The organism is Vogesella facilis, from assembly GCF_042648525.1.
Classification (GTDB): Bacteria; Pseudomonadota; Gammaproteobacteria; order Burkholderiales; family Chromobacteriaceae; genus Vogesella; species Vogesella facilis.
Window position 1 is genome coordinate 325818 of the sequence record NZ_JBHRXN010000036.1, and the last position, 22144, is coordinate 347961.

Sequence of the window (22144 nt, forward strand, 5' to 3'; positions counted from 1 at the left end):
TTCCGGAGAACTCCATGAACAGCATTAGTTTTGATGGCCGCCTGGCCGCCGACGCCGAGCTGCGTTACACCCCCAGCGGCGAGCCGGTGCTGAGCTTCCGCGTTGCCAGCGACATCGGCTTTGGCGAGCGCAAGACCACCAACTGGTTCAGCTGCCAGGTATGGGGCAAGCGTGGCGAATCGCTGAAGAACTACCTGGCCAAGGGCCAGCAGGTAACCGTGTACGGCCAGCTCACCCTGCGCGAGTGGACCGACAAGGAAGGCATCAAGCGCACCTCGCCGGACGTGCGCGTGAACGAGCTGTCGCTGCAAGGCGGCCGCCGCGACGACATGCCGCCGATGGACGACGGCTACAGCGCCCCGGCCCCGCGCATGGAAACCCCGTCCGCCCCGCCGGCCGCGCCGCGCCGCATGGAGCCGAAACCGGCCCCGCGCATGGACGACATGGACGACGATATCCCGTTCTAAAACCTGCTTCGGTACGTTTTTGTTGCTTGAAGGCCCACGTTCCACGCGAACGCGGGCCTTTTTCATGCCCGTTACCAAACACGCTGTGGTTTGCGATCTGCTCGCAATTGCGCTCAACGAGCAACTGGCAAACCGGTGGCATGGGAGGTCGCCAGCACAGCACCCCCTTCCGGCTGCTGATTGCACTACCCGGTGTCTGAACAAGGCGCCGAGGTGGCGAGCGGTTCAGGCGCAGATCGCCGCCACCAGATGGCCGCTCAGTGCAGGCAAAACCAAGCCCTCCGGTTCGGGAGGGCTTTGTTTGTGTGGGGCGCGCTGGGATCAGTGCTGATGCCCGTGCTCGCCATGTACATGCTGGTGGGCAATTTCCTCGGCGCTTGCCATGCGTACGTCCACAACCTTGAGGGCGAAGCGCAGGGTCTTGCCGCAAAGCGGGTGGTTGCCGTCCAGCAATACGGTCGGGCCTTTGATCTTGGTGACGAAATAGTAGCGCGGTTCGCCATCCGGGCCGAGGCGCTGGATCTGGCCGCCTACCTTGACGCCGGGCGGGAAGTCGGCCTTGGGCATGGTGGTGACCAGGGCTTCGTCGCGTTCGCCGAAGGTGTCTTCGGTAGCGAGTTCCAGCGTGGTTTGAAAGCCTGCTTCCTGACCTTCCAGTGCGGCTTCCAGCTTGGGGAAGAGGTTGTCGTAATCACCGTGCAGGTAGGAAACCGGGTTCTTGCCATCGTCGTAAACCAGACCCTGGCTGTCGGTGACTTTCATGCGCAGAGTAACGGCGGTGTTTTGGGTGATTTTCATGGTGGCTAATGGCAAAAAAAATTGAGGCCGGCAGGTTCGCAGTTCAGCGCGGGAGTGTCAACTGGCGGGCGAGTCGCCTCACGCACCTCCGATATGCGCCGATCCGCACCGTGGTCGATGCGATGCGATGGCGGGCGCTGCTCGGGCCGCTTTACATCGCCTACCCCCGGTTAAATCCACCCGCAGCACGCGGCCACGCCTCGCCGCCACCGCCTGCGCGCGGCGTTCAGTACAGCTTGCAGGGCAGCTGCAGGCCGCCCAGGCGGAACCAGCGCGCCAGATTGTCGAAATCGCGCTGCTCGCCCGCGCTCAAGCAGGCATAGCCGGCGCGCGCGCGTTGCGTCAGCGCGGCATCCACCGGGCGGCGCGCGCTGCTGCGGAACAGCAGCAGGAACGGTGCCAGCGCCGTGCGGAAGCTGTGCAATTCGCGCGGCAACAGCGCCACCGCCTGCTGCAGCTCAGCCAGGCTGAAAGCGGCGCGCAACGAGTTGAGGAAGTCGGTGGTGAACAGCTCGGACTGCAGTTCGCGGCGGTCGTGGGCGAAGAAATGCTGGGTAGCCCGCCGCTTGAGGCGGCCGAAATCGGCCAGGTAGACGCCGCCGTCGGCACGCAGCACGCGGCGGATCTGCTGCATGGTCTGCGCCAGCTGCGTGGTATCCGGCAAATGGTGCAGCGACATGGTGCACAGCACGCAGTCGACGCTGGCATCGGCAAAGCCGTCCAGACTGCTGATGTCGCCGTGGCGCAGGCTGATGTTGGCCGCAGCGGCCTGTGCCAGGTTTTCGCGCGCCAGCGCCAGCATGCTGGCCGAGGCATCCAGCCCGATGAAGCGGGCCTCCGGGTGCAGGCGGGCGATCTGCAGTAGCTGGTTGCCCGGGCCGCAGGCCAGGTCCAGCACCACGTCGCCGGGCCGGATCAGCGGCAGCGACATGATGGCGTGAAACAGATACAGGTAGTTGAGGATGCCATGGCCCTGGCCGCTGGCCATGAAAGCGCGGATCTGCGCGGCGTCTTCCATCAGCGCCTGCGGCTCCGGCTCGCGCGCCAGTAGCCGCGGCGACAGCCGTTCCAGCAACAGGTGGGCCAGCATGGCGGGGGTGGACATCGCTCAGCCCGCCCTGGCCGCCATGCGGCCAACCTTGCCGTGCACTGCCGGCATCAACGCGCGGCGCCCTTGCCAGCCAGCCGGCGCCACAGCAGCAGCGGCAGGCGCAGGGCGAAGCCGCACATCAGGCGGATGTGCATCCAGGTCAGCAGGCGGTTGTCGCGCCAGTAATTGAAGTGCGACACGCCGCCCTCTGCCGGCTGGAAGTATTTCACCGGCGACGGCAGATTCACCGGCGGCACGCCGTGCCAGCACAGCCGCACCACTGCCTCCGGGTCGAAATCGAAGCGGCGCATCCAGCGCTGGCGCTGCATGATCTGCCGCAGCGGCGCCACCGGGTAGACGCGGAAGCCGAACAGCGAGTCGCCGATACCCGCCCACAGCGTTTCCAGATTGGCCCACCAGTTGGAAATCTTGCGACCCTTGACCCGCAGGCTGGGCGCGCTGGCGTCGAACACCGGCAGCCCCAGCACCATGGCCGCCGGCTGCTGCTGCGAACGCGCCATGAAGGCCGGGATCTGCTCCGCCGGATGCTGGCCGTCGGAATCCATGCACAGCACGTGGCTGTAGCCCAGCCGCGTGGCCTGCTCCAGCCCGTGCAGCACCGCGGCGCCCTTGCCGCGGTTTTCCGGCAGCACGAACACCTGCAGCCCCTCATCCTCGGCCGCCATCTGCTGCAGCGCCTGTGCCGAGCCGTCGTTGCTGCCGTCCACGATCACCCATACCGGGCTCCATTGCGCGCGCGCCGCGCGCACCGTATCGAAGACCTTGCGGCCGGGGTTGTAGCTGGGGATAAGCACCACATGCGTGGTGGAGGAAATGGGCATGGCGGATTTACTGAACTGAATATGCACCCGCGACGGGTACGGTTTGAACGGGATCGCACTGGGCGCTTGCTCGGCCTTGCGGCCAACGTTGCGGCTGGCGCTTAATCCAGCCGCAGCTCCGGATCGATGGAAAGCCGGATCGACGCCTCGAAATACTGCTGTAATTTATCCGCGATTTCATCACGCGGGCCATTGGCAGAAAATTGCTCGCCGGGCACCGCGCGGTAAATCAGCGGAAATAGCGGCGGGCGCCATATTTTCCATCCCTTGCTCAAATAAGGCGAATTGCTGGTAATGATAATGGTCTGCAATGGCGCGCCGGCTTTTCTGGCAATCAATGCCACCGAGCCGCCAATATCATTTACCGGCTGGCGCGTGGTGCGGGTGCCTTCCGGGAAAATCATCAGCACATTGCCCTGCTGCACACAGCGGATGGCGGCGCGGAACATCTGCTCCGGGTGGCGGTTGGAGACATAGCCGGCAAGATAAGCGCCGGCGCCCAGGAACAGGTTGGAACTGATGCTGGCCTTCATCAGGCACACCGCGCGCGGCACGCGCGACAGCACCAGAAAAGCGTCGATCATGCTGGGATGGTTGGGCACCAGCAGCAGGCGCTGGCGGCCATTCAGGCTATCCAGCGCGCGCAGATCCAGCCGCATCAGCCCGCAGGCCTGGGCACCAGCCAGAAAGCAGCGGCAGATGGCGCTGATCGCCCACTGCACCAGCGGCTGCCGCAGCCGCGCCGGCGCCAGCAGTAGCGGCAGCACCGCGATATTGCCCAGCAGCAGCATGGAACCCAGCCAGCATAACATCAGGTAAAACAGTATGATCTGGGCTAGCCGGAAACAGCGATTCAACATTATTTCGAATTTACTCCCGATTTCCGGCCACACCGCTGTTTTGCGCCTGTGCAGCAATCAGTGCGGCGGATGGAATCCGGGGTGGTTTCAACAGGATTGACGGTAATCATTGCCGCGTCGGCAAACAGCCAAAACACCTGTGGAATCAGGCCGCTGGCAACGCATATTCCATAATTTTACTATACAATCACCGCCTTTTGGTGCTCGCCCCGTTTTGGATTGAACGCTCATGCTTGAACAAATCATCAAAAACTATCTGGTCAATACCAAGGGCAAGGATGCCGCCCTGTTCGACGATCCGGCACTGCCGGTTGCCGCCCTGGGCCTCGACTCGCTGGACATGGTGGAGATGCTGTTCGAAATCGAGGACCGCTGCGGCTTCCAGCTGCCGGACCCCACCCGCTACCCGCAGATGAGCTTCCGCGACATGCTGGCCGACATCGAAACCGCCATCCGCGAACACAATAACGGCGAACTGCCGGACCTGAGCCTTGAAGCGAGCAAATAGTGGCCAAGGTCCTGATCACCGGCATGGGCGCCATCAGCCCGTTGGGCGCCGACCTGCCCACCAGCTTCGCCCAGGCGCTGGCCGGGCACTGCGCCATCGGTGCCGCCACGCCGGACATCGCCAAGTGGCTGCCCAATGTGCTGCAGGCCTCGGCCGCCGCCGAGCCAGCCAGCCTGCTGGATAGCAAGCATGCCGGCCTGGACCGCGCCAGCCAGTTTGCACTGGTGGCCGCCAATGAAGCGCTGGCTGCAGCCAACTTCGGTACTGAGCCTGCCGATACGCGCCGTGTCGGCGTCTATGTCGGCATCGGCTTTGGCGGCGCGCATACCGTGGACGGCCTGTACGACCGCTTCCAGGCCGCGGTACACAGCGACGGCAAGCGCAACCCGGTGATGGTGCACCCGCTGTCGGTGCCGCGCATGATGGCCAACGCGCCGGCCGCCGCCATTTCCATGGGCTACGGCCTGCGCGGCCCCAGCCATACCTATACCGTGGCCTGCGCCTCCTCCAGCATCGCCATCGGCGAAGCGTTCCGTGCGATTCGCGACGGCTACCTGGATGCTGCCGTGGTGGTGGGCTGCGAAGCCATGCTCACCCCGGGTGCGATGCTGGCCTGGAACGCCCTGCGGGTGATGGCCAAACCGCATGCGGCCAACCCTGCACGCAGCTGCCGCCCGTTCTCGCAGGATCGCAGCGGTTTCGTGCTGGGCGAAGGCGGTGCCGCCATGGTGCTGGAAAGCGAAGCCCGCGCCAGCGCACGCGGCCAGCAGCCGCTGGCCGAGCTGTGCGGCTACGGCAGCAGCAGCGATGCCGCCCACCTCACCGCGCCTTCCAGCGCCGAGCAGATCCATGCCATGCAGCAGGCGCTGGACGATGCCGGCCTGCGTCCGCAGGACATCCAGTACCTGAACGCGCACGGCACCGCCACCGATGCCGGTGACGTTACCGAGACCGAGTCCATCCGCGGCGTGTTCGGCACGGCGGCCGAGCAGCTGGCGGTCAGCTCCACCAAGGCGATGCACGGCCACCTGATCGGCGCCGGCGGCATCCTAGAATTCGCACTCAGCGTGCTGGCGATGCGCAGCGGCTCGCTGCCGCCCACCGCCACGCTGGAACAGCCGGACCCGCGCTGCGACCTGGATTACATCCCGCTGCAGGCGCGCCACGGCTGCGACGTGCGCGCCATCATGTCCAACTCCTTCGCTTTCGGCGGCAGCAATGTGTCGCTGGTAGCAAAACGCGTGTAACCATGAGCGGCCAGGGCTACACCTACCCGATACAGCTGCAGCGCGGCGATATCGAGCAGCTATTGCCGCACCGCGGCGCCATCTTCGTCTGCCAGCGGCTGACCATCGACGGGCCGCACCAGTTTCACGGCACGGCAAGTTGGCCGCATGACCATGCGGTCATCGAGGGCCACTTCCCCGGCATGCCCATCGTGCCGGGCGTGCTGCTGATCGAAACCATGGCGCAGCTCGCCGGCGCCGGCCTGCTGGCCGGCGACCCCTACGTCAAGACGCTGCCGGAGGATTCGGTGGGCGTGCTGGCGGCGGTGCGCAATTGCTGGTTCAAGCAGCCGGTATTGCCGGGGCAAGAGGTGGAATTCGCCATCAACTGCCGACAGATGGCGCCATTGCTGGTGCAGATCAGCGCCCAGGTGAAGGTGGCGGAACAGGACGTGGCCAAGCTGGAAGTGGCACTGGCCTATGCGCCGCGCAGCCAGCTGCAGGCGGCGAGCAGCGCCAGCTCGTAGCGCCGCTAACAAAACCTAGCGCAGCGGTCCTGCCTAGGCGCGCGGCCGCAGACAGTACAAGTAGTACGGCAAGGCCGCGCAACAACGGCAGGAAGGTTTTGTTAGTGGCGACTAGATCATGCCGCCGTTGATGGAGATCACTTGGCCGCTGATATAGCCGGCCTGCTCCGACGCCAGGAAGCCCACCAGGCTGGCCACTTCCTCCGGCCGCCCTACCCGCTTCATCGGCACCAGCTGTGCCACCATGTCCTTGTCGAACACGTCCTTGGTCATGTCCGAGGCAATGATGCCCGGAGCCACCGCGTTGACGGTGATGCCGCGGCTGGCCAGCTCCAGCGACAGCGACTTGGTGGCGCCGTGCAACGCGCTCTTGGCGGCGGCGTAATTGGTCTGGCCGCGGTTGCCGGCCAGTGCCGCCACCGAGGTGATATTGATGATGCGGCCCCAGCGGGTGCGGATCATCGGCATGGTCAGCGGCTGGGTCACGTTGAAGAAGCCGTGCAGCGACACATCGATCACCCGGTGCCACTGCGCCGCCTGCATGCCGGGGAATACCGCGTCGTCGTGGATGCCGGCATTGTTCACCAGCACCTGCACCGGGCCCTGCTCCAGCAGCGCCTCCAGCGCCGCTGCCGTGGCGGCGGCATCGGCCACGTCGAACTGCACCGCCTCGGCCGAGTAGCCCTGCTCGCGCAATGTCTGGCCCAGTTGCTCGGCCGCCGCCAGATTGCTGTTGGCGTGGATGATGACGTGGAAACCGTCGGCTGCCAGCCGCTGGCTGATGGCTGCGCCGATGGCGCCACTGCCACCGGTAATCAAGGCTCGTTTCATGCTCATACTCAAGAGGTTGATTTGCCGGCCAGTGCGTCGGCATCCAGCACCACGCCCAGGCGGCCGCTGACCAGCAGGCTGTCGCCGGCATGCAGAGAAAAGCGATACATGGCGTTCACCGGGCTGCCGGACAGGCGCTGCGCGTGGATGCGCAGCGGTGCGGCCAACTGGTCCAGCCGGCGGCAATGCCAGCTCAGCTCACGCACGCTGGTGAGGTAGCCGGCGCGCGCCGGTGCGGCATCGCCGGCCAGCAGCGCACCATGCACTGCCATGGCCTGCGCGGCGTACTCGATGGCGTTGGCCACGCCCAGGCGGCCGGCCGCGCGCAGCGGGTTGTCCGCCCGCAGGTGGCTGTCGGCCAGGCAGACGATGTCGTCTTCGTTCCAGCTTTCCACTGCCGACAGCAAACACATGCTGCCCTGGTGTGGAATGCGCGCGGCGATCCAGGCCTGATCCATCACCGGGTCCATCATGCCGCCACCTCGATGGCCAGGCGGCAGTCGTCCAGGTAGTCGATCACCACCCGCCCCGGCTGGCCGCTGGCCAGCAGCTGCAGCAGCGGCAGGCTGCGCGCGGCGGGAATACGCTGGCGCAGCTCTTCCAGCTGCCCGTCGTCCATGCGGCTGGCCGGTTCGCTGCTGAAACTCACGCGCAGCTCGGCCTGGCTCGCGGCGCTGCGCAGCGGGCTCAGCACCATAGCTACACCCATCGGGTAGGGAATCGGCCGCTGCGCGTACAGCGGTTCCGGGTAGGCGGTATCGAAGGCGATCAGCAGGCAGGGCTTGCCGGCGCTGTGCGCCTGGGTAATGGTTTCCAGCAGGCCGGCGCCGAAGGTCGCATCGTAGGCGCACAGGCTGGTGGAGGCTTCGGTACAGCCGGTGGCGATACCCCAGTAGCCGGCCGGCGCGTTGTGCACCGAGTTGTGGAAGCGGGTGGGCGAGATCATGCGCTCGTCCGAGGCCAGCACTTCCAGCAGGTTGTGGCAGTTGTCGCAATCGCCGCCGGTGGAGCTGAACACATTGGGCAGGCTGGCGGCATCGGCGCCGGCAGCATCCACTGCGGCCAACCCCAGTGCCATCGACAGCTTTACCGCGGTGCCGGCACGGCGGCGCTCGGTGGAAGGCAGGATGGCCGGCGCCGCCAGGCGCACGTCCTCGGCCTGGTAGGGCGCCTGCCCCAACAGCCGCGGCGCGGCCTCGGCCCAGTCGCTCATGCCCGGGCCGAGCAAGCTCAGGCCCTCAAGATAAATCGTTGCCGTAGTCATGCACCCACCCGCGAGAAAACCAGACTGCAGTTGCTGCCGCCGAAACCGAAAGAATTGCTCAGCACGTGGCGCAAGGGGCGCTCCACCGTGCTCAGCAGGTAATTGCACTGCAGGCTGGCGTCCAGCTGCTGCGTGCCCACCCCGCCCGGCATCACGCCGTGCTGCAGTGCCAGCGCGCAGATCAGCACCTCGATGCCGCCGGCGGCGCCCAGCGTATGGCCGGTATGACCCTTGGTGGAGCTGCACGGCGTGCTAGCGCCGAACAGCGCCAGCACCGCCGCGCCTTCCGCCGCGTCGTTGCTGGGCGTGGCGGTGCCATGCAGATTGATGTAATCGATGTCTGCCGCCGCGAGGCCGGCCTGCTGCAAGGCTTGCGCCATGGCCGCCCTGGCACCCAGGCCTTCCGGGTGCGGCGAGGACATGTGGTAGGCATCGCTACTCTCGCCCACGCCGGTGAGCAGGATGTCGCCATCCTGCGGCTGGCCGGCGCGCTCCAGCAGCGCGAACGCCGCGCCCTCGCCCACCGAGATACCGTCGCGCCCGCCGTCGAACGGGCGGCACGGATTGTTCGACACCAGCTGCAGCGAGGAAAAACCGTAGATGGTAGTCAGGCACAGGGTATCCACGCCGCCGACGATGGCGGCGTCGATCAGCCCGGCAGCCATCATACGCTCGGCGGTGCCGAACACCTTGGCGCTGGAGGAACAGGCGGTGGATACCACCACTGCCGGGCCGGTCAGGCCGAAGAAACTGCGCACGAAATCCGCCACCGAGTAGGCATTGTGGGTTTCGCGGTAGCTGTGCGCTACCGGCAGCGCGCCGCTGTCCGGGTCGCGCTGCCGGTAGGCTACCTCGGAACTGAGAATGCCGGAGGTACTGGAGCCGAGGAACACCCCCACCCGGCCGGCGCCGTAGCGCGCCACCGCCTGCTCCACGCTGGCGATGAAACCGTCCTGCTGCAGCCCCAGCTGCGCCAGGCGGTTGTTGCGGCAGTCGTAGGCCGCCAGATCCGGCCGCAGCGCGACCTCGTCCAGGCCGGCAACCTCGCCCACACAGACCTCGAATTCGACGGTTTCCCAGTGTTTTCTGACGATGCCGCCGCGCTGCTGGCGCAGGGCGTCGAGATGGGAGTCCCGCCCGGCGCCCAGGGCGCTGGTCAGGGTATAGGCACTAAGTCGAAGAGCTTGCATAAGCGGGGGAGTAAATCAGCATGGGTTGGCGAAAGGCGATCGGCATGGCCGATTCAGTCAGGCTCGCAGGCCTGGCGCAGGGTAACCGGTGTGAGCCGGCGTGCGGCCAACTCTTCCAGCAGCCGCGGCAACACCGCCAGGATCAGCGGCTTGCCGTCGGCGGTGCGGGCGGCATTGCCATCGTGCAGCAGCAGGATGTCGCCCGCCGCCAGATTGCGCACCAGCCGGGCGTACACCGTGTCCGGGTCGCAGGCGCGCGTATCATAGCCGCGGCGGGTCCAGCTCGCAAGAAACAGCCCGGAGCGCTGCAACAGCGGGTCGAGGAAGGGGTTGCGCAGCCCGGCGATGGGCCGGTAGAAGCGCGGCAGCCGGCCAGTAATCGCCTGCAGCGTGGCCTGGCCCTCGCCCACTTCGCCGCGCCAGCCGGCCGGGCCGAACAGCGAGGTGTGCTTGCGGTGGCGCTGGCCGTGGTTTTCGATATCGTGCCCTTCCGCCACCGCCTGGCGGCACAGCTCCGGGTGGCGCAGGGCGCGCTCGCCGATGCAGAAGAAGGTGGCCGGCACCCGGTACTGGCGCAGCAGGTCCAGCACCGCCGGGGTGACTGCCGGGTCCGGGCCGTCGTCGATGGTGATGGCCACTTCGCCGCGGTGGATGGCGGCCTCCGGCAGCCGGGTCAGATTGCTGCCCAGCAGCGCGCAGCGCGGCAGCAGGCCGGCCAGCGCGATGCCGCCGTGCAGCAGGAACAGCGCCAGCAGCAGCCACGGCCAGTACTGCGCTGCGGCCAACCATGCCAGCAACAGCACGATGTGCAGCGCAATGCACAGTTTGAGAAACGGCGACAGCTTCATGCTTGCTCCTTTGCCGCAAATGCCGGCGCAGCTAGCGGGCCGTGATCCAGCCAGTGCTGCCACAGCCGCAGCCAGGCCGGCCAGCTGTGCTCGCCGTCGGTGCGCTGCACCCGTTGCGGCGGCAGCAGGCCGGCCAGCAACTGCTGCCCGGCAAGAAAACGATCCTGTTCCGACAGCCCCAGCCACACCGGGCAATCGCCGGCGCCTGCGGCCAGCCAGTGCCACCAGATGCGCTCGTCCAGCCTGGACGTGGCCGGGTCCGCCGCCCAGGCCTGCGGCCCGCCGGCGGCCCGCAGCTCCTGCAGGATGTCGGCAGTGCCCGGGTACGGCGCCAGCAGCTTGATGCCCGCCAGACGTTGGCCGCATAGCGCGGCGTAGCGGGCAGCATAATGCAGCGCGTTGAAGGCCCCCAGCGAGATGCCGGCCAGCCAGATATGGCGATAACCAGCCGCCAGCGCCGGTGCCATCACCGCTTCATGCAGGCTGTCGGCCACGGTACCGGCCATCACCTGCTGGTAGCCGACCTCGGCCAGCACGATGTCCAGCGGCAGGCCGCGCTGGCGTACCGCCGCCACCATACCCTGGGCGATCAGGTCTTCCAGCGTGGCCTTGGCCGGCGGCAGCAGCACCAGCAGGCTGTCTGCCCGCTGCGCCGGCTGCCAGCAATCGTCAATGCTGCGCACGGGGCTGCATCCTCGCCATCATTGCGGAAAACACCAGCGCCAACAGCGCGCCGATCGCCACGGTGCTGCCGATGAAGGACAGCACCGGCACGCTGGAAGTACCCAGCAGGCCGAAGCTGGTCACTGTGGCCAGGTTGGCCACCACCAGCGATACCTCCACCTGGCGCTGCTCCACCGCATTGCCCAGTTGCTGCTTGTTGGCGAAGAACAGCGCGTAGTTGGAGCCGATGGCCACCACCAGCAGCAGCCCCACCAGGTGCAGAATGGTCAGCTGGATGCCACTGGCGTCGAAGATCGCCACCGTGCACAGCACCGCGCAGCCCAGCGGAATGGTGACCCGCACCGCCTGGCGCCAGCCGCAGGTCACGGCCAGCAGCAGCAGGATGGCCAGGCTGCCCAGCGAGGAGAACAGCAGTGCCTCGTGGGTATAGCTGTCGAAGATGGCGGTGGTTTCCTCCAGCAGGTCGATCACCGTCACCTGCGCCAGCTGCTGTTGCTCCAGCGCCGCGCGCACCTTGTCCAGCGCGATCTGGTCGCCCTGCGCGCCCTCACCCGTTGGCCGCAACGGCATCAGCACCAGGTAACCGTGCTCGCGCTTGATCAGCATCGAGTCCAGCAGCACGCTGCTGGCGCTGCCGTGCAGGCTCTGCCGGCTCAGCAGCGGCTGGGTGCGGCTGCGCTCCAGGTCGGCGAGGAAGCCCTGCAGCTGCTCGGCCGCCAGCGGCATGTCGGCCAGCGCCTGCTCAAGACGCAACTTGGCCTCGGCGGGCGCCGGCAGCGCCGCCTGGCGCGCGCGCTGGCTGGCCTGGCTGGGCAACAGCTCATCCGGCGTATGGAAGCCGCCGATCACACCCTGGCGCTGCAGCTGCTGCAGCACGCGGCGGCTGCGTTCGGCCAGTTGCAGCGCGCTTTCCTGATCCGGCGCGCTGAAGCTGGCGACGTAGCGCATGTCGTTGCCGCCCAGGTCGCCGCGCAGCTCGGCGTCCAGCTGGTTCTGCTGTTTGGAGATGGAGCTGAGCGCATTGAGCTGGCGGTTCCAGATGTCCTGCGGATTGAACAGCAGCACCGCCACTGCGGCCAACAATGCCGCCGCCAGCACCCAGCGCAAGCGGGTAAGCAGGTCCAGCCCGCGTTGCAACCGCAGGCCGGGGCCGCTCAGGTCACGCAGATTGAGCCGCGCCGGCATCAGCCCCGGCAGGATATAGCGGGTAACCAGCGCCGCCGTCACCAGCCCGCTGATCGAGTACAAGCCCAGCTGGGACAGGCCGGGGAAACTGGAACACATCAGCGCGGCAAAGCCGGTGATGGAGGTGAGTACCCCCAGGCGGATAGTGCGCCAGAAGTGGCCGGGCTCGTTGCCGCCGGCCCGCTGGATGAACAGGTAGATGGAGTAGTCGACCGCCTCGCCGATCAGCGTGGTGCCGAAGCCCAGCGTCAGGCCGTGCACGTGGCCGAAGCCCAGGCTGACGCTGGCCACGCCCACCAGCGCGCCGGACAGCACCGGCACCAGGCCAAGCAGCAGCAGCGGCAGCGAGCGGTACACCAGCAGCAGCAGCGCCACCACCAGCACGGTGCCTAGCGTGGCCAGCCGCTCCACCTCGCTCTTGATGATGTCGCGCGAGGCCACCGACATCACGCTGGTGCCGCTCATCACCAGCCGGCTATCGGCATGGCGCGCCGGCAGGCGCTCGAACGCCTGCTGCACCTCGGCCAGCGCCAGTGCCTGGGCGTCGGTGTTCAGTCCGGACTCGGCCAGCTGCAGCAGCAGCACCGCGCGCTTGCCGTCGCGCGACACCCAGATATCGTTGCTGCTGTGCGGCTGGCTCTCGCCGATGAACTGGTCGAGGATCTGCAGCGTTTCGCCGCTAGGGTCGCGCGGCAGGATCTTCTTCACCACCAGGCCGGCATCGCCGGACATGGCGTCCAGCGTGTCCTGGATGGCGCCGTGCAGGCCGTCGGCGCTGAAGCGCTCCGGCGTCACCGCCGGGCTCAGCAGGTAGCGGTTGTCGAAGAAATAGCGCTGGTCGCGCTGCTGGGTCTGGCTGTCGCCGTTCTGCACCGCGGTGAAGCGCGGGTTGTGCGCCAGCTGGTTCACCAACAGCCGTGACAAGCGGCCACGCTCGGCCTCGTCGCTGCCTTCGATGCCCACCAGCACGATGCGGGCGATGGCGCCGTCGCGCAGCTGGTCGATCAGCATCTGCTGGCGCGCGCTGGGCACCTTGGGCATGAAGGCGGACAGATCGGCGACGAAGCGGGTCTGCACGATCACCAGCACCGAGGCCAGCATCAGCGCCAGCCAGACGAACAGCGCCAGCTTGTGGTGGCGAGGCGTCATTTGCTGCTGGTGCCGGTGATGGCCATTTCCGAACGGTCACCGTCGGCCTGCAGGAATTCGATGGTTTTTACCTGCGCCTGATTGCCGGCGATGCGAATCTGGCTGATCACCTTCTGCATGCGCGGCTGGAGCGGGGTCAGCTGCAGCTGCCACTGCTCGGCGCCGCCGCTCAGCGCCAGGGTGTAGTAGCGCTCCAGCCCGCCACGGTCACCGGACAGGGTGGCGCGGATGCTTTCGACAAAGGCGGCCACTTCCGGGCGGTCGGACAGCGCCACCGTCATCTTGCGGCCGTCGCCGCGCTCCAGCGTCAGCTTGTTGCCTTCCAGCACCACCGCTTCCACCTTGGGCTTGAGGGTGCGCTTTTCCAGCCGGTCCGGCGCGGTGAAGGCCAGCTCGCCGGAAGACTCCAGCGGCTGCTTCAGCATGGCGATGTATTTCTTCTCGACAAAGGTGGCGGTGCCGGATTTTTTCTGGCCCAGCATCTGCATCAGGTCGGCCACGCTCAGTTCGGCGGCCTGGCACAGGCCGGCTGCCAGCAATACGGCCAGCGCGGCCACGGTCTTGCTCATGATAGGTGCTCGCATGCTCTGTCTAGCTTTCATCCCAAAAGTCGTAAAAGTTGAACCAGTTGAACGGGTAGGCGCGGCAGTGCCGCTCCAGTGCCGCCACATAGCTGTCGAGTAATGCGGCCAACCGTTGTTCCCGTGGCAGGCGCCCGGCAGCGGAAAAATCATCCAAAACCTCAAAATGCACCCGGTAGCGGTTGCCACCCAGGTAGACACCGGCCATGAAGAACACCGGCTGTTTGAGCATTGCCGCCATGCGGAACGGGCCGCTGGGAAAGCGCGCCGGTGCGCCCAGCAGCGGGCGGCTCAGGTACTGGTCCGGCCCCGCTGCGCGGTCAGACAGAATGCCCACCAGGGCGCCGGCTTCCAGCCGGTTGTGCACGTTCAGCATCGCGTCCAGCGTGCCCAGCGCGATGATGTCCTGCTGCGCAGCCGGGTTGATGGCCTGCAGCGCCTGGTTGATCTGGCGCGCGTTCTCCGGGTACATCGCCATGCTGATCTGCAGCCTGGGGCGATGACGCGCCATGCTGCGCAGCACTTCGAAGCTGCCGAGATGGGCGCCGAACAGCAAGACGCCCTGGCCGCGGTCGCAGTAGGCGTGCAGCTGCTCGGTGCCGGACAACTCGATGCTGAAATCGTCGAAACGGTCGCGCAGCAGGTAGACGCGATCATGAATGGTGCTGGCGAAACTCAGCACGTGGCGATACTGCTCGTGCCAGCGTGGTGGCCGCCCCAGGCAGCGCGTCAGGTAGGCGCGCGATGCAGCGCTCGCCCTGCCGCCGAACAGCAGGAAATAGGCGGCGATGCCGTACAGCACCAGCCGCGAGCAGCGCCGCCCCAGCAGGCAGGACAGCGTGGCCATGACCCGCAGCCAGAAACGGCTGCCGCGTTCACGCTGCTGCAGCCAGGCCGGCGCGTCCGGCTGCTGGCCGCTGGCCTCGGGCTGGCTCACACCGGCTCCCCGGCGATGGCGAACTTGCCGTCCGCCACCTTGCGCTGTTCATGAAAGATGGTAAACGCCACTGCCGCTGGGTCTAGGCGGAACTCCAGCCGCAGCGGCTGCCCGGGGCTGACCGGGCTGTGGAACTTGGCCAGCAGCAGGCCGCCCAGTTGCAGCCGGCAGGCGTCCTCGATGGCGAGCATGGCGTGATCGAGCAGCACCACCCCCGGCAGCACCGGGCGGCCGGGAAAGTGGCCGGCGTAGGCCGGATGATCGCTGGCGATATCAAGTGTGAGCTGCTGCATGCTTAGTCCCGCTGCGGAAGGTGTTGTGTCATCAGCGCCTGCAGGGTGCTGGCCAGGATCTTGCCGTTGCCGTCGCGCGGCAGGCTGTCGACGAACACCACGTGGCGCGGCAGGAACACCGAATCGACATGCTGGCGCAGGCCGGCCAGGATGGCGGCGCGCTCCAGCCCCGGCGCCACCACGAAGGCGGCCAGCCGTTCCACCTCGCCGCTGCCGTTGCGCTCCGGCACGCAGAACACGCCGTCCACCACGCCGGGCAGGCTGGTGAGGGTGGCGTTGAGGAAGGACAGCGAGCTGCGCTTGCCGGCCACGTTGATCATATTGGCCTTGCGGTCCACCAGGCGGAAGCGCTGCGGGCTGTACAGCTCGACGGTGTCGTTGAGCATCTGCGGCGTTTCATACACCTCGCCCACCGCCCAGAATTCGTCGTCGCGCCACTCCAGTGCGATGCCCTGCAGGGTGTGCCAGTCGCTTTCCCGGTCGGTTTCGCGGGTGGCCACCTGGCCGGTTTCGGTGGAGCCGTAGATTTCCAGCACCGGGCAGCCCAGCTGCTGGCGCGCCTGTGCGGCCAACTCTACAGACAGCGGCGCGGTGGCGGACAGAATCACCGCGATATCCGGCAGCGCGATGTCCGCCTCCAGCAGCTTGCGCAGGTGGAACGGCGTGATCACCAGCAGGCGCGGCGCCGGCATTTCCGCCAGGCTGGCGGCGATGTCGGCCGGGAAGAACGGAATCTGCGACGACATGCGCCCGCCCGCCAGAATCGGCAGCAGCACGCTGGATTCCAGCCCGTACATATGGCGGATCGGCACCGTGCCCACCACCGAGCACGGCGCGCCGGCCGCCGCCCACACCCGCTCCGCGCCGGCGTGGATCGCCAGCTGCAGGCGGCCGAAGGTCTTGAAGTGTGGCATCGGCGTGCCGGTGGAGCCGGAGGTGTACATGCAGCTGACACGCTGCTCGAAGTCGATCAGCGGCAGCTCGCTCAAGGTTGGCCGCATGGCCGGCGCCGGCACGTCGACGCGGAAATACGGCAGCCCGTTCACCGGGCTGTCGGCCTGGTCGCCCAGCACCAGCACGCCCGGCTGCTCGGCCGCCACCATGGCGATATGCTCCGGCGCCGCCGAGTTGGGCAGCACGGTGAGCATATTGCGGGCGATGGCGGCGAACAGCGCCACCGCGAACCAGTAGCGGTCGGCACACAGATTCATCACCCGCTGCCCGTCCGGCAGCGCGGCGGCCAAGGTCAGCACCTGGGCGTGAAAGGTGTCGCGGTCGATCACCTCGCCGTGGCGGTAGGCGAACGGGGCATGGCGGTCGGCGTCGGGAAGCAGCGGAATCAGGGTCATGGAACGGAAAACGTCTGGTCGGTGGTGCGGGCTACTCGGCGGCATCCCGGCACTGCGTGTATTTGCGATAGGAGCGGATGGTCTGGGCAATGCTGAAGTGCGGCTGCCCCGGCAGTGCGCGCAGGCGGATCAGGTATTCGCCGCCGAACATCAGCCCCAGCGACAGCGGGGTGAGCAGCGAAGCGAACAGCGCCCAGCTGGCCAGCGGCGCGAAGGCGAACAGCAGCAGCGACAGCAGCGCGCTGGCGGCGAAGTACAGCGTCCAGGCCAGGGTGACCTTCCAGGTGTAGTGCAGGTAGCGCGCATCCAGCGGCTCGGCGATGGCGATGCGGGCGATGCGCGAACACAGCGCGCCCTCGTGGCTGCCCAGCGTGCTGCCGAACATGATGCCAAGGCCGGTCATGATGCCGGCGTGCTGGAAGAAGTACAGCCAGGCGGCGTGCATCAGCAGCCGCTCGAGGTTCAGCAGCACCGCCAGCAGGCCGCCCAGGCACAGCAGGGTGGCGGGCAGGCGAAAGGTGGAGTTCCAGCAGGCCGCGATCACCCCGGCGGTAAGGGGGGCGGCGCCGATCAGCACCGCGTAGGCCGGCGGCTGCGTGGAGGAGGAGGCCAGGTAATCCATTACCAGGTAGGCCGCCCCCAGCAGCGCCAGCAGAACCAGGCGCAGATTGCGCCATAGTCCGGTCATTTGCTGCGATGCTCGCGGATGTAGGCCGCCAGCGCGCGCAGCGAGGCAAAGATGGTGGAGTTGTCTGCGCTGTCCGCCTTCATCTGCACGCCGTACTGCTTGGACATCACCAGCGCGATTTCCAGGATGTCGATGGAGTCGATGCCCAGCGCGTCGCCGTACAGCGGCGCGTCGGGAACAATGTCCGCGGCAGTGATGTCAAGATTCAGCGCGGTAACGATATGCCCGGCGATTTCGCATTCCAGCGCCAGATCCGGCTCGATGTGTTGTGGCATGATTTAAAGTGATAACAAGGACTTGTTTAAGGGAAATGCTGACAATCGCCAACGCCACGCAGTTTAGGTATCATCGCCGGGCCTATCGCCATACGCCGCCAACCTGCGCGCCGCGCAGTGTTCTGACAGCGGCACCAGCCATACCTAACACGCGGAAAATAAAGGTGGAGTATACCAAACATCCTCGCCGGCATTCCACCGCGCCAAACCAGACCCCCGCATGCCAGCCACCAAGCAAGGAGCCGTTTTGAACGAGGGAGTAAGCAGCCTGCGCCCAGGCCAGAGCGGCATCGTGGCCACCGCGCTGACCCGCTTCTGGTTCAAGATGTTCGGCACCATGGGCTTTACCCTGGTGTTTTTTGTCGCCTACCTCTACCTGCTCAAGCACCCCGCCGCCGAGGTCCGCATCATTCCCGCCACCGCGCTGGACCAAGTGATCGGCTTTCAGCCGTGGGCGCTGCCGATCTACCTGTCGCTGTGGGCCTATGTGTCGCTGCCGACGGTACTGATGCTCAGCCGCGCGGAAATCGTCGCCTACGGCGGCAAGGTGGCCGTGCCCTGCCTCGCCGGGCTGGCCATTTTCTACTTCTGGCCCAACGCCATCGCGCCGGCCGACATCGACTGGCAGCAGTATCCCGGCGTGGCGTTCCTGAAGAACGTCGACACCGCCGGCAATGCCTTCCCCTCGCTGCACGTGGCCACCGCGGTGTTTTCCGGCCTGTGGCTGCACTGGCGCCTGCGCCTGCTGCAGCTGGGCCGCGGCATCGAATGGCTCAACATCGTCTGGTGCGTGGCCATTGCCTATTCCACCATGGCGGTGAAGCAGCATGTGGCGCTGGACGTAGTGGCCGGCACCCTGCTGGGGCTGGGCAGCGCCTGGCTCACCGGCCTGCGTGCCCACGCCCGTGGCGGCAGCCTGCAGTAAGCGGCGGCCCGCCAACCCGTAACACCTATTTGTCGTCGCAACAGACACACCCGCATCATGAGTCCAGACACCAGCTTGCAGTTTTTCCAGTGTGACCCTGCCGCCGCCAACGGCCAACCACTGCCGGCCGCCGCCGGCATTCTCGGCATGAGCAGCCTGCACAGCCCGGCACAGGAACTGCCCTGGCCGGTGCAACAGCTGCGCATGCCGCTGCTCGGCGGTGCAAAACAGCTGCACGAATACTGGCACAGCGCCGCCACCTGCCGCCGCGGCCGCTTCCACGACATCCATTTCAGCGTCAGCGACGAACTGCTGTACGGGGTGGTCGAACTGGCGGAAGGCCACGGCAGCGACACCGGCACCGCGCTACAGTTGGCCGCAGAGCGCGCCTACCGCCAGCTGTTCGCGCTGCTGCAGGCCGAAGGCTTTCCGCACCTGTGGCGGGTGTGGAACTACGTGCCGCGCATCAACGAGGTGGAACACGGACTGGAACGCTACCGCCAGTTCAACATCGGCCGCCACGAGGCGTTTGCCGACTTCGCACGGCCGGTGGACAGCAGCCCCGCCGCCTGTGCGCTGGGGGTGGTGGACGGGCCGTTGAGCATCGCCTTCCTGGCGGCGCGACAGGCGCCGCGTTGCATCGAGAACCCGCGCCAGACCAGCGCCTTCGCCTACCCGCGGCAATACGGCCCGCGCAGCCCCACCTTCACCCGCGCCGCGCTCGCCAGCAGCGGCCGCCACGACATCCTGTTCATTTCTGGCACCGCCAGCATCGTCGGCCACGGCACCGTGCATCTCGGCGACGTGGTGGCGCAGACGCGGGAAACCATGGCCAATATCCGCGTGCTGCTGGAACAGGCACAGCAACTGGCGCCGACCGCCGGCTACAGCCTGGCCGGGCTGGACTACCGGGTCTACATCCGCCACGCCGCCGACTACCCCACGGTGCGCGCCGCGCTGGAACAGCTAATCGGCCCCGGCATCCGCGCCGTGTACGTGCAGGCCGACGTCTGCCGCAGCGACCTGCTGGTGGAAGTGGAAGCGCACGGCATTGCGCGCCGCGCCGCCAGCGCCGCCGCCGACTAGCCGCACAGGCTTGCGGGCGCGGCGAGCAGGCGACGGCCAGTTGGCGGCCAGCCTGTGCGCCAACGCCCACCGTCCAGCCCAGACAACCGGGCCGCGCCGCGGCGCCCCCCACCGGCTAGCGCGGCGGCAGTACCGGCCGCTGGCTGATCGGCGTGGACAGGATGATGCTGGTACGCGTTTCGCCCAGATCGTTCAGCCGCGACACCAGCAGCTCCAGGTGCGAGACATCGCGCGCCAGCAGGCGGAAAACATAGGAATCGTTGCCGGTGACGTGGTGGCATTCCTGCACCTCCGGCATGGCGGCCAGGCGGTCGAGCAGGGTTTTCTTGGCCGGCTGCGGCACGGTGATGCCCACCAGCGCCGCCAGCGCGTAGCCGGTTTTCAGCGGCGCCACCAGCGCGTGGTAGCCGCGTATCACCCCGGCCTCCTCCAGCCGCTTGACCCGCTCCGATACCGCCGGCACCGACAGTCCCACCACCTGCGCCAGCTCGGTCAGCGACTGCCGCGCATTCGCCTGCAGCGCGGTCAGAATGGCCCAGGATTTAGCGTCTATTTCCATTCGTAAGGTCCAAATAGGATTTCGCCTGAAATCGGCAACTCAATATGCGTTGCCGCCGCCAGCATGGCATGGTTGGCCGCCCGCGTCACCGGCACACTAGCGGGCATGCCAACCGCTGTCAGGAGCAGACAATGACCGTATTCATGGAGGCCGTCGCCATCGGGCTGGCGATTGCCGCGCCGGTGGGGCCGATCGGCCTGCTGTGCATCGAGCGCACACTGCACCACGGCCCGGCGCGCGGGCTGGCCACCGGGCTGGGCGCCGCCACCGCCGATGCGCTGTACGCCAGCCTGGGTGCCGCCGGCATGGGGGTGCTGATCGGCTGGCTCACCGCGCTGGCCACGCCGCTGGCGCTGGCCGGCAGCGCACTGCTGCTGCAGCTGGGCGTGGCCACCCTGCGCCGGCCGCCGGCCGATCATGCGGCCAACACCCGCGACGGCGGCAGCCTGCTCACCGCCTACAGCAGCGCACTGGCGCTGACGCTGAGCAACCCGATGACCATTCTGTCGTTCATCGCGGTGTTTGCCGGCCTGGCCGGCGGCCGCGCCCCCGGCGGCGGCCAGGCGCTGCTGATGGTGCTGGGCGTGTTCTGCGGCTCGGCGCTGTGGTGGCTGCTGCTGGCCTATGGCGGCGGCCGTCTGCTGGCGCGGCTGGGCCTGCGCGGCCGCCGCTGGGTGGACCGTGCCTGCGGCGTGCTGCTGATCGGCTTTGCCGGCCTGTTGGCCTGGCGCGTGCTGGGGTGAACAGTGGCGTTCGGAAGGCAATTACCGCTAACATGCGGCTACCTGCTAAAGCTATGGGCATGACAGCCGATAAACCGCCTGCAAGCCCAACTCATTCCGCGAGCCCGATATGGAAATCCGCAGCAGCACCAGCGCGATACCCTACCCCACCCCGGCCACCAGCCAGCCACGGCCGGCGGCCAATGGCGACGACAGCCAGCCTGCCGCCAGCGAATCGCCGTCCACCATCGTGACACTGCAGCAGCGCCCGGATGCGGCCAACCCTGGCGCGACCGATGCCGCCGGCGGCACGGCGGACGGGGCAAACGACGGAACGACGCCGTCGCCGATCAAATCCTTTACCTACGGCGCGCTGGGCCTGCCGGAACCGCTGGCGCCCGAGGAGCTGCCGGTCAAGCCGGAAAACACCTATTTCACCGCCGGCAAGTGGGTGGCCGCCGCCGCCACGGTGGGTTCCATCGTCTCGCTGCTGGTATGAGCGCGCCGCCGGCGCCGGACTGCGCCGGCCAGGAATTATCGGCAATTTTTGACAAATCAAGCATTTAGCCGCATACTGGCGGCCGACTCTTCTCTGGCGGCACGCTCACTGCCGCCTGCCTTGCCTTAACTGCTGTCAGCTCGCACAGCAATTTCCGCTCAGGTTTACGAAGCAACCTGCCATGTCCGGGCGCTTAGCGCTGCACGTGGCTGCCTACCATTTCAAGATTGGAGCTGCCATGTCCAAAGAAGACATGATCGAACTGCAAGGTGTTGTCATCGAGATGCTGCCGGAGTCGCGTTTTCGCGTCCGGCTCGATAACAACGTGGAGATTCTGGCCTATGGCTCGGGCAAGATGAAACTGCACCGCATCCGCGTGCTGGTTGGCGACCGAGTCACGGTGGAAATGTCGCCCTACGATCTCACCAAGGGGCGTATCAACTTCCGCCACCCCACTGCAAAAATAGAATCTGCGCCGCCTGTGAAGCGCCGCCATTAATCGGCAGCTCGTCCTCGGGTGCGCCGCAAGGAATGACCCAATGAAAATCAAAGAACTGAAACAGGGTGATCGCATCACCCAGCAAATCGACAATTCGACTATCGCGTTTGAAGTACTGTCCATCCAGCAAATCGGCCGCCGCTTCATGGTGACCTTCCGCTCGGCGTTCGGCATCGAAAGCGCCAGCTACCAGGGCGAAGCCTGCGTCACCGCAGCATAAGCACCGGCAGTCACAAAACAAAACCCGCCTTTCGGCGGGTTT

At 67.0% G+C, this 22144-nt stretch carries 28 protein-coding genes; 10 read left to right on the top strand and 18 right to left on the bottom strand.

Annotation, left to right across the window (positions count from 1 at the left end; translation table 11 throughout):
* The first annotated feature begins 14 nt into the window (after positions 1 to 14).
* Positions 15 to 467 carry a single-stranded DNA-binding protein gene (locus ACFOLG_RS16900; RefSeq protein WP_386094132.1) on the top strand — a complete coding sequence of 151 codons (453 nt, stop codon included), beginning with the start codon at positions 15 to 17 and terminating at the stop codon, positions 465 to 467.
* A 321-nt stretch (positions 468 to 788) separates the two neighbouring features.
* Here ACFOLG_RS16900 and ACFOLG_RS16905 read toward each other — a convergent pair whose 3' ends face one another.
* From ACFOLG_RS16905 to ACFOLG_RS16920, 4 genes are all read right to left on the bottom strand, one after another.
* Entirely contained in the window at positions 789 to 1265 is a 477-nt protein-coding gene (locus tag ACFOLG_RS16905; RefSeq protein ID WP_386094135.1) for an FKBP-type peptidyl-prolyl cis-trans isomerase, read from the bottom strand.
* A gap of 226 nt (positions 1266 to 1491) precedes the next feature.
* Positions 1492 to 2370: a class I SAM-dependent methyltransferase gene (locus tag ACFOLG_RS16910; RefSeq protein WP_386094138.1), complete on the bottom strand. Its 879-nt coding sequence runs from the start codon at positions 2368 to 2370 to the stop codon at positions 1492 to 1494.
* Positions 2371 to 2423: 53 nt separating this feature from the next.
* Entirely contained in the window at positions 2424 to 3197 is a 774-nt protein-coding gene (locus ACFOLG_RS16915) for a glycosyltransferase family 2 protein (protein WP_386094141.1), read from the bottom strand.
* Between the two features lie 101 nt (positions 3198 to 3298).
* The gene (locus ACFOLG_RS16920; protein ID WP_386094144.1) at positions 3299 to 4009 is read right to left on the bottom strand and encodes a lysophospholipid acyltransferase family protein; all 711 of its coding nucleotides are present in this window, start codon (positions 4007 to 4009) and stop codon (positions 3299 to 3301) included.
* 277 nt (positions 4010 to 4286) lie between these two features.
* On the opposite strand from ACFOLG_RS16920, the gene ACFOLG_RS16925 reads away from it, so the two are divergent.
* Genes ACFOLG_RS16925 through ACFOLG_RS16935 form a run of 3 tightly spaced genes read left to right on the top strand, consistent with a single transcriptional unit; the run spans position 4287 to position 6318 of the window.
* Positions 4287 to 4565, top strand: a complete 279-nt coding sequence (locus ACFOLG_RS16925) for an acyl carrier protein (protein ID WP_386094147.1) — start codon at positions 4287 to 4289, stop codon at positions 4563 to 4565.
* Positions 4565 to 5812 (top strand): beta-ketoacyl-[acyl-carrier-protein] synthase family protein, encoded by a 1248-nt coding sequence (locus ACFOLG_RS16930; protein WP_386094149.1) that lies wholly within the window; start codon positions 4565 to 4567, stop codon positions 5810 to 5812. Before ACFOLG_RS16925 ends, ACFOLG_RS16930 begins: the two co-directional genes overlap by 1 nt.
* A 2-nt stretch (positions 5813 to 5814) precedes the next feature.
* Complete coding sequence (locus tag ACFOLG_RS16935; protein WP_386094152.1) at positions 5815 to 6318, top strand: 3-hydroxyacyl-ACP dehydratase FabZ family protein; 504 nt, start codon at positions 5815 to 5817, stop codon at positions 6316 to 6318.
* A 111-nt stretch (positions 6319 to 6429) separates the two neighbouring features.
* On the opposite strand, the gene fabG is transcribed toward ACFOLG_RS16935, so the two are convergent.
* From fabG to ACFOLG_RS17000, 13 genes are read right to left on the bottom strand one after another with little or no spacing between them, the layout of a single operon-like run.
* Positions 6430 to 7149: a 3-oxoacyl-ACP reductase FabG gene (gene fabG / locus ACFOLG_RS16940; protein WP_386094155.1), complete on the bottom strand. Its 720-nt coding sequence runs from the start codon at positions 7147 to 7149 to the stop codon at positions 6430 to 6432.
* Positions 7150 to 7157: 8 nt separating this feature from the next.
* Positions 7158 to 7622, bottom strand: a complete 465-nt coding sequence (locus ACFOLG_RS16945) for a 3-hydroxylacyl-ACP dehydratase (RefSeq protein ID WP_386094158.1) — start codon at positions 7620 to 7622, stop codon at positions 7158 to 7160.
* Positions 7619 to 8413, bottom strand: a complete 795-nt coding sequence (locus ACFOLG_RS16950; protein WP_386094161.1) for a beta-ketoacyl synthase chain length factor — start codon at positions 8411 to 8413, stop codon at positions 7619 to 7621. Before ACFOLG_RS16950 ends, ACFOLG_RS16945 begins: the two co-directional genes overlap by 4 nt.
* On the bottom strand, positions 8410 to 9603 hold the full coding sequence (locus tag ACFOLG_RS16955; protein ID WP_386094164.1) for a beta-ketoacyl-[acyl-carrier-protein] synthase family protein: 1194 nt from the start codon (positions 9601 to 9603) through the stop codon (positions 8410 to 8412). Before ACFOLG_RS16955 ends, ACFOLG_RS16950 begins: the two co-directional genes overlap by 4 nt.
* Positions 9604 to 9656: 53 nt before the next feature.
* Complete coding sequence (locus tag ACFOLG_RS16960; protein WP_386094167.1) at positions 9657 to 10451, bottom strand: polysaccharide deacetylase family protein; 795 nt, start codon at positions 10449 to 10451, stop codon at positions 9657 to 9659.
* Complete coding sequence (locus ACFOLG_RS16965; RefSeq protein WP_386094170.1) at positions 10448 to 11134, bottom strand: alpha/beta hydrolase; 687 nt, start codon at positions 11132 to 11134, stop codon at positions 10448 to 10450. The genes ACFOLG_RS16960 and ACFOLG_RS16965 overlap by 4 nt, the downstream gene beginning before the upstream one ends.
* Entirely contained in the window at positions 11121 to 13469 is a 2349-nt protein-coding gene (locus ACFOLG_RS16970) for an MMPL family transporter (RefSeq protein ID WP_386094173.1), read from the bottom strand. The genes ACFOLG_RS16965 and ACFOLG_RS16970 overlap by 14 nt, the downstream gene beginning before the upstream one ends.
* Positions 13466 to 14053 (bottom strand): LolA-related protein, encoded by a 588-nt coding sequence (locus ACFOLG_RS16975; RefSeq protein WP_386094176.1) that lies wholly within the window; start codon positions 14051 to 14053, stop codon positions 13466 to 13468. The genes ACFOLG_RS16970 and ACFOLG_RS16975 overlap by 4 nt, the downstream gene beginning before the upstream one ends.
* Positions 14054 to 14060: 7 nt before the next feature.
* Positions 14061 to 14987: an LpxL/LpxP family acyltransferase gene (locus tag ACFOLG_RS16980; RefSeq protein ID WP_386094179.1), complete on the bottom strand. Its 927-nt coding sequence runs from the start codon at positions 14985 to 14987 to the stop codon at positions 14061 to 14063.
* The gene (locus ACFOLG_RS16985) at positions 14984 to 15280 is read right to left on the bottom strand and encodes a beta-hydroxyacyl-ACP dehydratase (protein WP_386094182.1); all 297 of its coding nucleotides are present in this window, start codon (positions 15278 to 15280) and stop codon (positions 14984 to 14986) included. The genes ACFOLG_RS16980 and ACFOLG_RS16985 overlap by 4 nt, the downstream gene beginning before the upstream one ends.
* A gap of 2 nt (positions 15281 to 15282) precedes the next feature.
* A complete protein-coding gene (locus ACFOLG_RS16990; protein WP_386094185.1) occupies positions 15283 to 16629 on the bottom strand; it encodes an AMP-binding protein in 1347 nt (448 codons plus the stop codon).
* A 31-nt stretch (positions 16630 to 16660) separates the two neighbouring features.
* A complete protein-coding gene (locus ACFOLG_RS16995; RefSeq protein WP_386094188.1) occupies positions 16661 to 17317 on the bottom strand; it encodes a hypothetical protein in 657 nt (218 codons plus the stop codon).
* Positions 17314 to 17592: a phosphopantetheine-binding protein gene (locus ACFOLG_RS17000; RefSeq protein ID WP_386094190.1), complete on the bottom strand. Its 279-nt coding sequence runs from the start codon at positions 17590 to 17592 to the stop codon at positions 17314 to 17316. Before ACFOLG_RS17000 ends, ACFOLG_RS16995 begins: the two co-directional genes overlap by 4 nt.
* A 247-nt stretch (positions 17593 to 17839) precedes the next feature.
* Here ACFOLG_RS17000 and ACFOLG_RS17005 point away from each other — a divergent pair, with 247 nt between their 5' ends.
* Both ACFOLG_RS17005 and ACFOLG_RS17010 read left to right on the top strand, forming a co-directional pair.
* Positions 17840 to 18517 (top strand): phosphatase PAP2 family protein, encoded by a 678-nt coding sequence (locus ACFOLG_RS17005; RefSeq protein ID WP_386094193.1) that lies wholly within the window; start codon positions 17840 to 17842, stop codon positions 18515 to 18517.
* A gap of 57 nt (positions 18518 to 18574) precedes the next feature.
* Positions 18575 to 19603 carry a chorismate transformation enzyme, FkbO/Hyg5 family gene (locus ACFOLG_RS17010; protein WP_386094196.1) on the top strand — a complete coding sequence of 343 codons (1029 nt, stop codon included), beginning with the start codon at positions 18575 to 18577 and terminating at the stop codon, positions 19601 to 19603.
* 115 nt (positions 19604 to 19718) lie between these two features.
* On the opposite strand, the gene ACFOLG_RS17015 is transcribed toward ACFOLG_RS17010, so the two are convergent.
* Positions 19719 to 20162: an Lrp/AsnC family transcriptional regulator gene (locus tag ACFOLG_RS17015; protein WP_386094199.1), complete on the bottom strand. Its 444-nt coding sequence runs from the start codon at positions 20160 to 20162 to the stop codon at positions 19719 to 19721.
* 131 nt (positions 20163 to 20293) lie between these two features.
* On the opposite strand from ACFOLG_RS17015, the gene ACFOLG_RS17020 reads away from it, so the two are divergent.
* The 4 genes from ACFOLG_RS17020 to ACFOLG_RS17035 all read left to right on the top strand — a co-directional run bounded on the left by ACFOLG_RS17020 (position 20294) and on the right by ACFOLG_RS17035 (position 22102).
* Entirely contained in the window at positions 20294 to 20905 is a 612-nt protein-coding gene (locus ACFOLG_RS17020) for a LysE/ArgO family amino acid transporter (RefSeq protein WP_386094202.1), read from the top strand.
* Between the two features lie 109 nt (positions 20906 to 21014).
* Positions 21015 to 21383 (top strand): hypothetical protein, encoded by a 369-nt coding sequence (locus ACFOLG_RS17025; RefSeq protein ID WP_386094205.1) that lies wholly within the window; start codon positions 21015 to 21017, stop codon positions 21381 to 21383.
* A gap of 238 nt (positions 21384 to 21621) precedes the next feature.
* Complete coding sequence (gene infA / locus ACFOLG_RS17030) at positions 21622 to 21882, top strand: translation initiation factor IF-1 (protein WP_386094208.1); 261 nt, start codon at positions 21622 to 21624, stop codon at positions 21880 to 21882.
* A 40-nt stretch (positions 21883 to 21922) separates the two neighbouring features.
* A complete protein-coding gene (locus tag ACFOLG_RS17035; RefSeq protein WP_386094211.1) occupies positions 21923 to 22102 on the top strand; it encodes a hypothetical protein in 180 nt (59 codons plus the stop codon).
* Positions 22103 to 22144: the final 42 nt, after the last annotated feature.

Bases quoted from the DNA above. Each gene is read 5' to 3' on its own strand.
- ACFOLG_RS16900 (WP_386094132.1), top strand. From the start codon at position 15: ATGAACAGCATTAGTTTTGATGGCCGCCTGGCCGCCGACGCCGAGCTG.
- ACFOLG_RS16905 (WP_386094135.1), bottom strand. From the start codon at position 1,265: ATGAAAATCACCCAAAACACCGCCGTTACTCTGCGCATGAAAGTCACC.
- ACFOLG_RS16910 (WP_386094138.1), bottom strand. From the start codon at position 2,370: ATGTCCACCCCCGCCATGCTGGCCCACCTGTTGCTGGAACGGCTGTCG.
- ACFOLG_RS16915 (WP_386094141.1), bottom strand. From the start codon at position 3,197: ATGCCCATTTCCTCCACCACGCATGTGGTGCTTATCCCCAGCTACAAC.
- ACFOLG_RS16920 (WP_386094144.1), bottom strand. From the start codon at position 4,009: ATGTTATGCTGGCTGGGTTCCATGCTGCTGCTGGGCAATATCGCGGTG.
- ACFOLG_RS16925 (WP_386094147.1), top strand. From the start codon at position 4,287: ATGCTTGAACAAATCATCAAAAACTATCTGGTCAATACCAAGGGCAAG.
- ACFOLG_RS16935 (WP_386094152.1), top strand. From the start codon at position 5,815: ATGAGCGGCCAGGGCTACACCTACCCGATACAGCTGCAGCGCGGCGAT.
- fabG (WP_386094155.1), bottom strand. From the start codon at position 7,149: ATGAAACGAGCCTTGATTACCGGTGGCAGTGGCGCCATCGGCGCAGCC.
- ACFOLG_RS16945 (WP_386094158.1), bottom strand. From the start codon at position 7,622: ATGATGGACCCGGTGATGGATCAGGCCTGGATCGCCGCGCGCATTCCA.
- ACFOLG_RS16950 (WP_386094161.1), bottom strand. From the start codon at position 8,413: ATGACTACGGCAACGATTTATCTTGAGGGCCTGAGCTTGCTCGGCCCG.
- ACFOLG_RS16955 (WP_386094164.1), bottom strand. From the start codon at position 9,603: ATGCAAGCTCTTCGACTTAGTGCCTATACCCTGACCAGCGCCCTGGGC.
- ACFOLG_RS16960 (WP_386094167.1), bottom strand. From the start codon at position 10,451: ATGAAGCTGTCGCCGTTTCTCAAACTGTGCATTGCGCTGCACATCGTG.
- ACFOLG_RS16970 (WP_386094173.1), bottom strand. From the start codon at position 13,469: ATGACGCCTCGCCACCACAAGCTGGCGCTGTTCGTCTGGCTGGCGCTG.
- ACFOLG_RS16975 (WP_386094176.1), bottom strand. From the start codon at position 14,053: ATGCGAGCACCTATCATGAGCAAGACCGTGGCCGCGCTGGCCGTATTG.
- ACFOLG_RS16985 (WP_386094182.1), bottom strand. From the start codon at position 15,280: ATGCAGCAGCTCACACTTGATATCGCCAGCGATCATCCGGCCTACGCC.
- ACFOLG_RS16990 (WP_386094185.1), bottom strand. From the start codon at position 16,629: ATGACCCTGATTCCGCTGCTTCCCGACGCCGACCGCCATGCCCCGTTC.
- ACFOLG_RS16995 (WP_386094188.1), bottom strand. From the start codon at position 17,317: ATGACCGGACTATGGCGCAATCTGCGCCTGGTTCTGCTGGCGCTGCTG.
- ACFOLG_RS17000 (WP_386094190.1), bottom strand. From the start codon at position 17,592: ATGCCACAACACATCGAGCCGGATCTGGCGCTGGAATGCGAAATCGCC.
- ACFOLG_RS17010 (WP_386094196.1), top strand. From the start codon at position 18,575: ATGAGTCCAGACACCAGCTTGCAGTTTTTCCAGTGTGACCCTGCCGCC.
- ACFOLG_RS17015 (WP_386094199.1), bottom strand. From the start codon at position 20,162: ATGGAAATAGACGCTAAATCCTGGGCCATTCTGACCGCGCTGCAGGCG.
- ACFOLG_RS17020 (WP_386094202.1), top strand. From the start codon at position 20,294: ATGACCGTATTCATGGAGGCCGTCGCCATCGGGCTGGCGATTGCCGCG.
- ACFOLG_RS17025 (WP_386094205.1), top strand. From the start codon at position 21,015: ATGGAAATCCGCAGCAGCACCAGCGCGATACCCTACCCCACCCCGGCC.
- infA (WP_386094208.1), top strand. From the start codon at position 21,622: ATGTCCAAAGAAGACATGATCGAACTGCAAGGTGTTGTCATCGAGATG.
- ACFOLG_RS17035 (WP_386094211.1), top strand. From the start codon at position 21,923: ATGAAAATCAAAGAACTGAAACAGGGTGATCGCATCACCCAGCAAATC.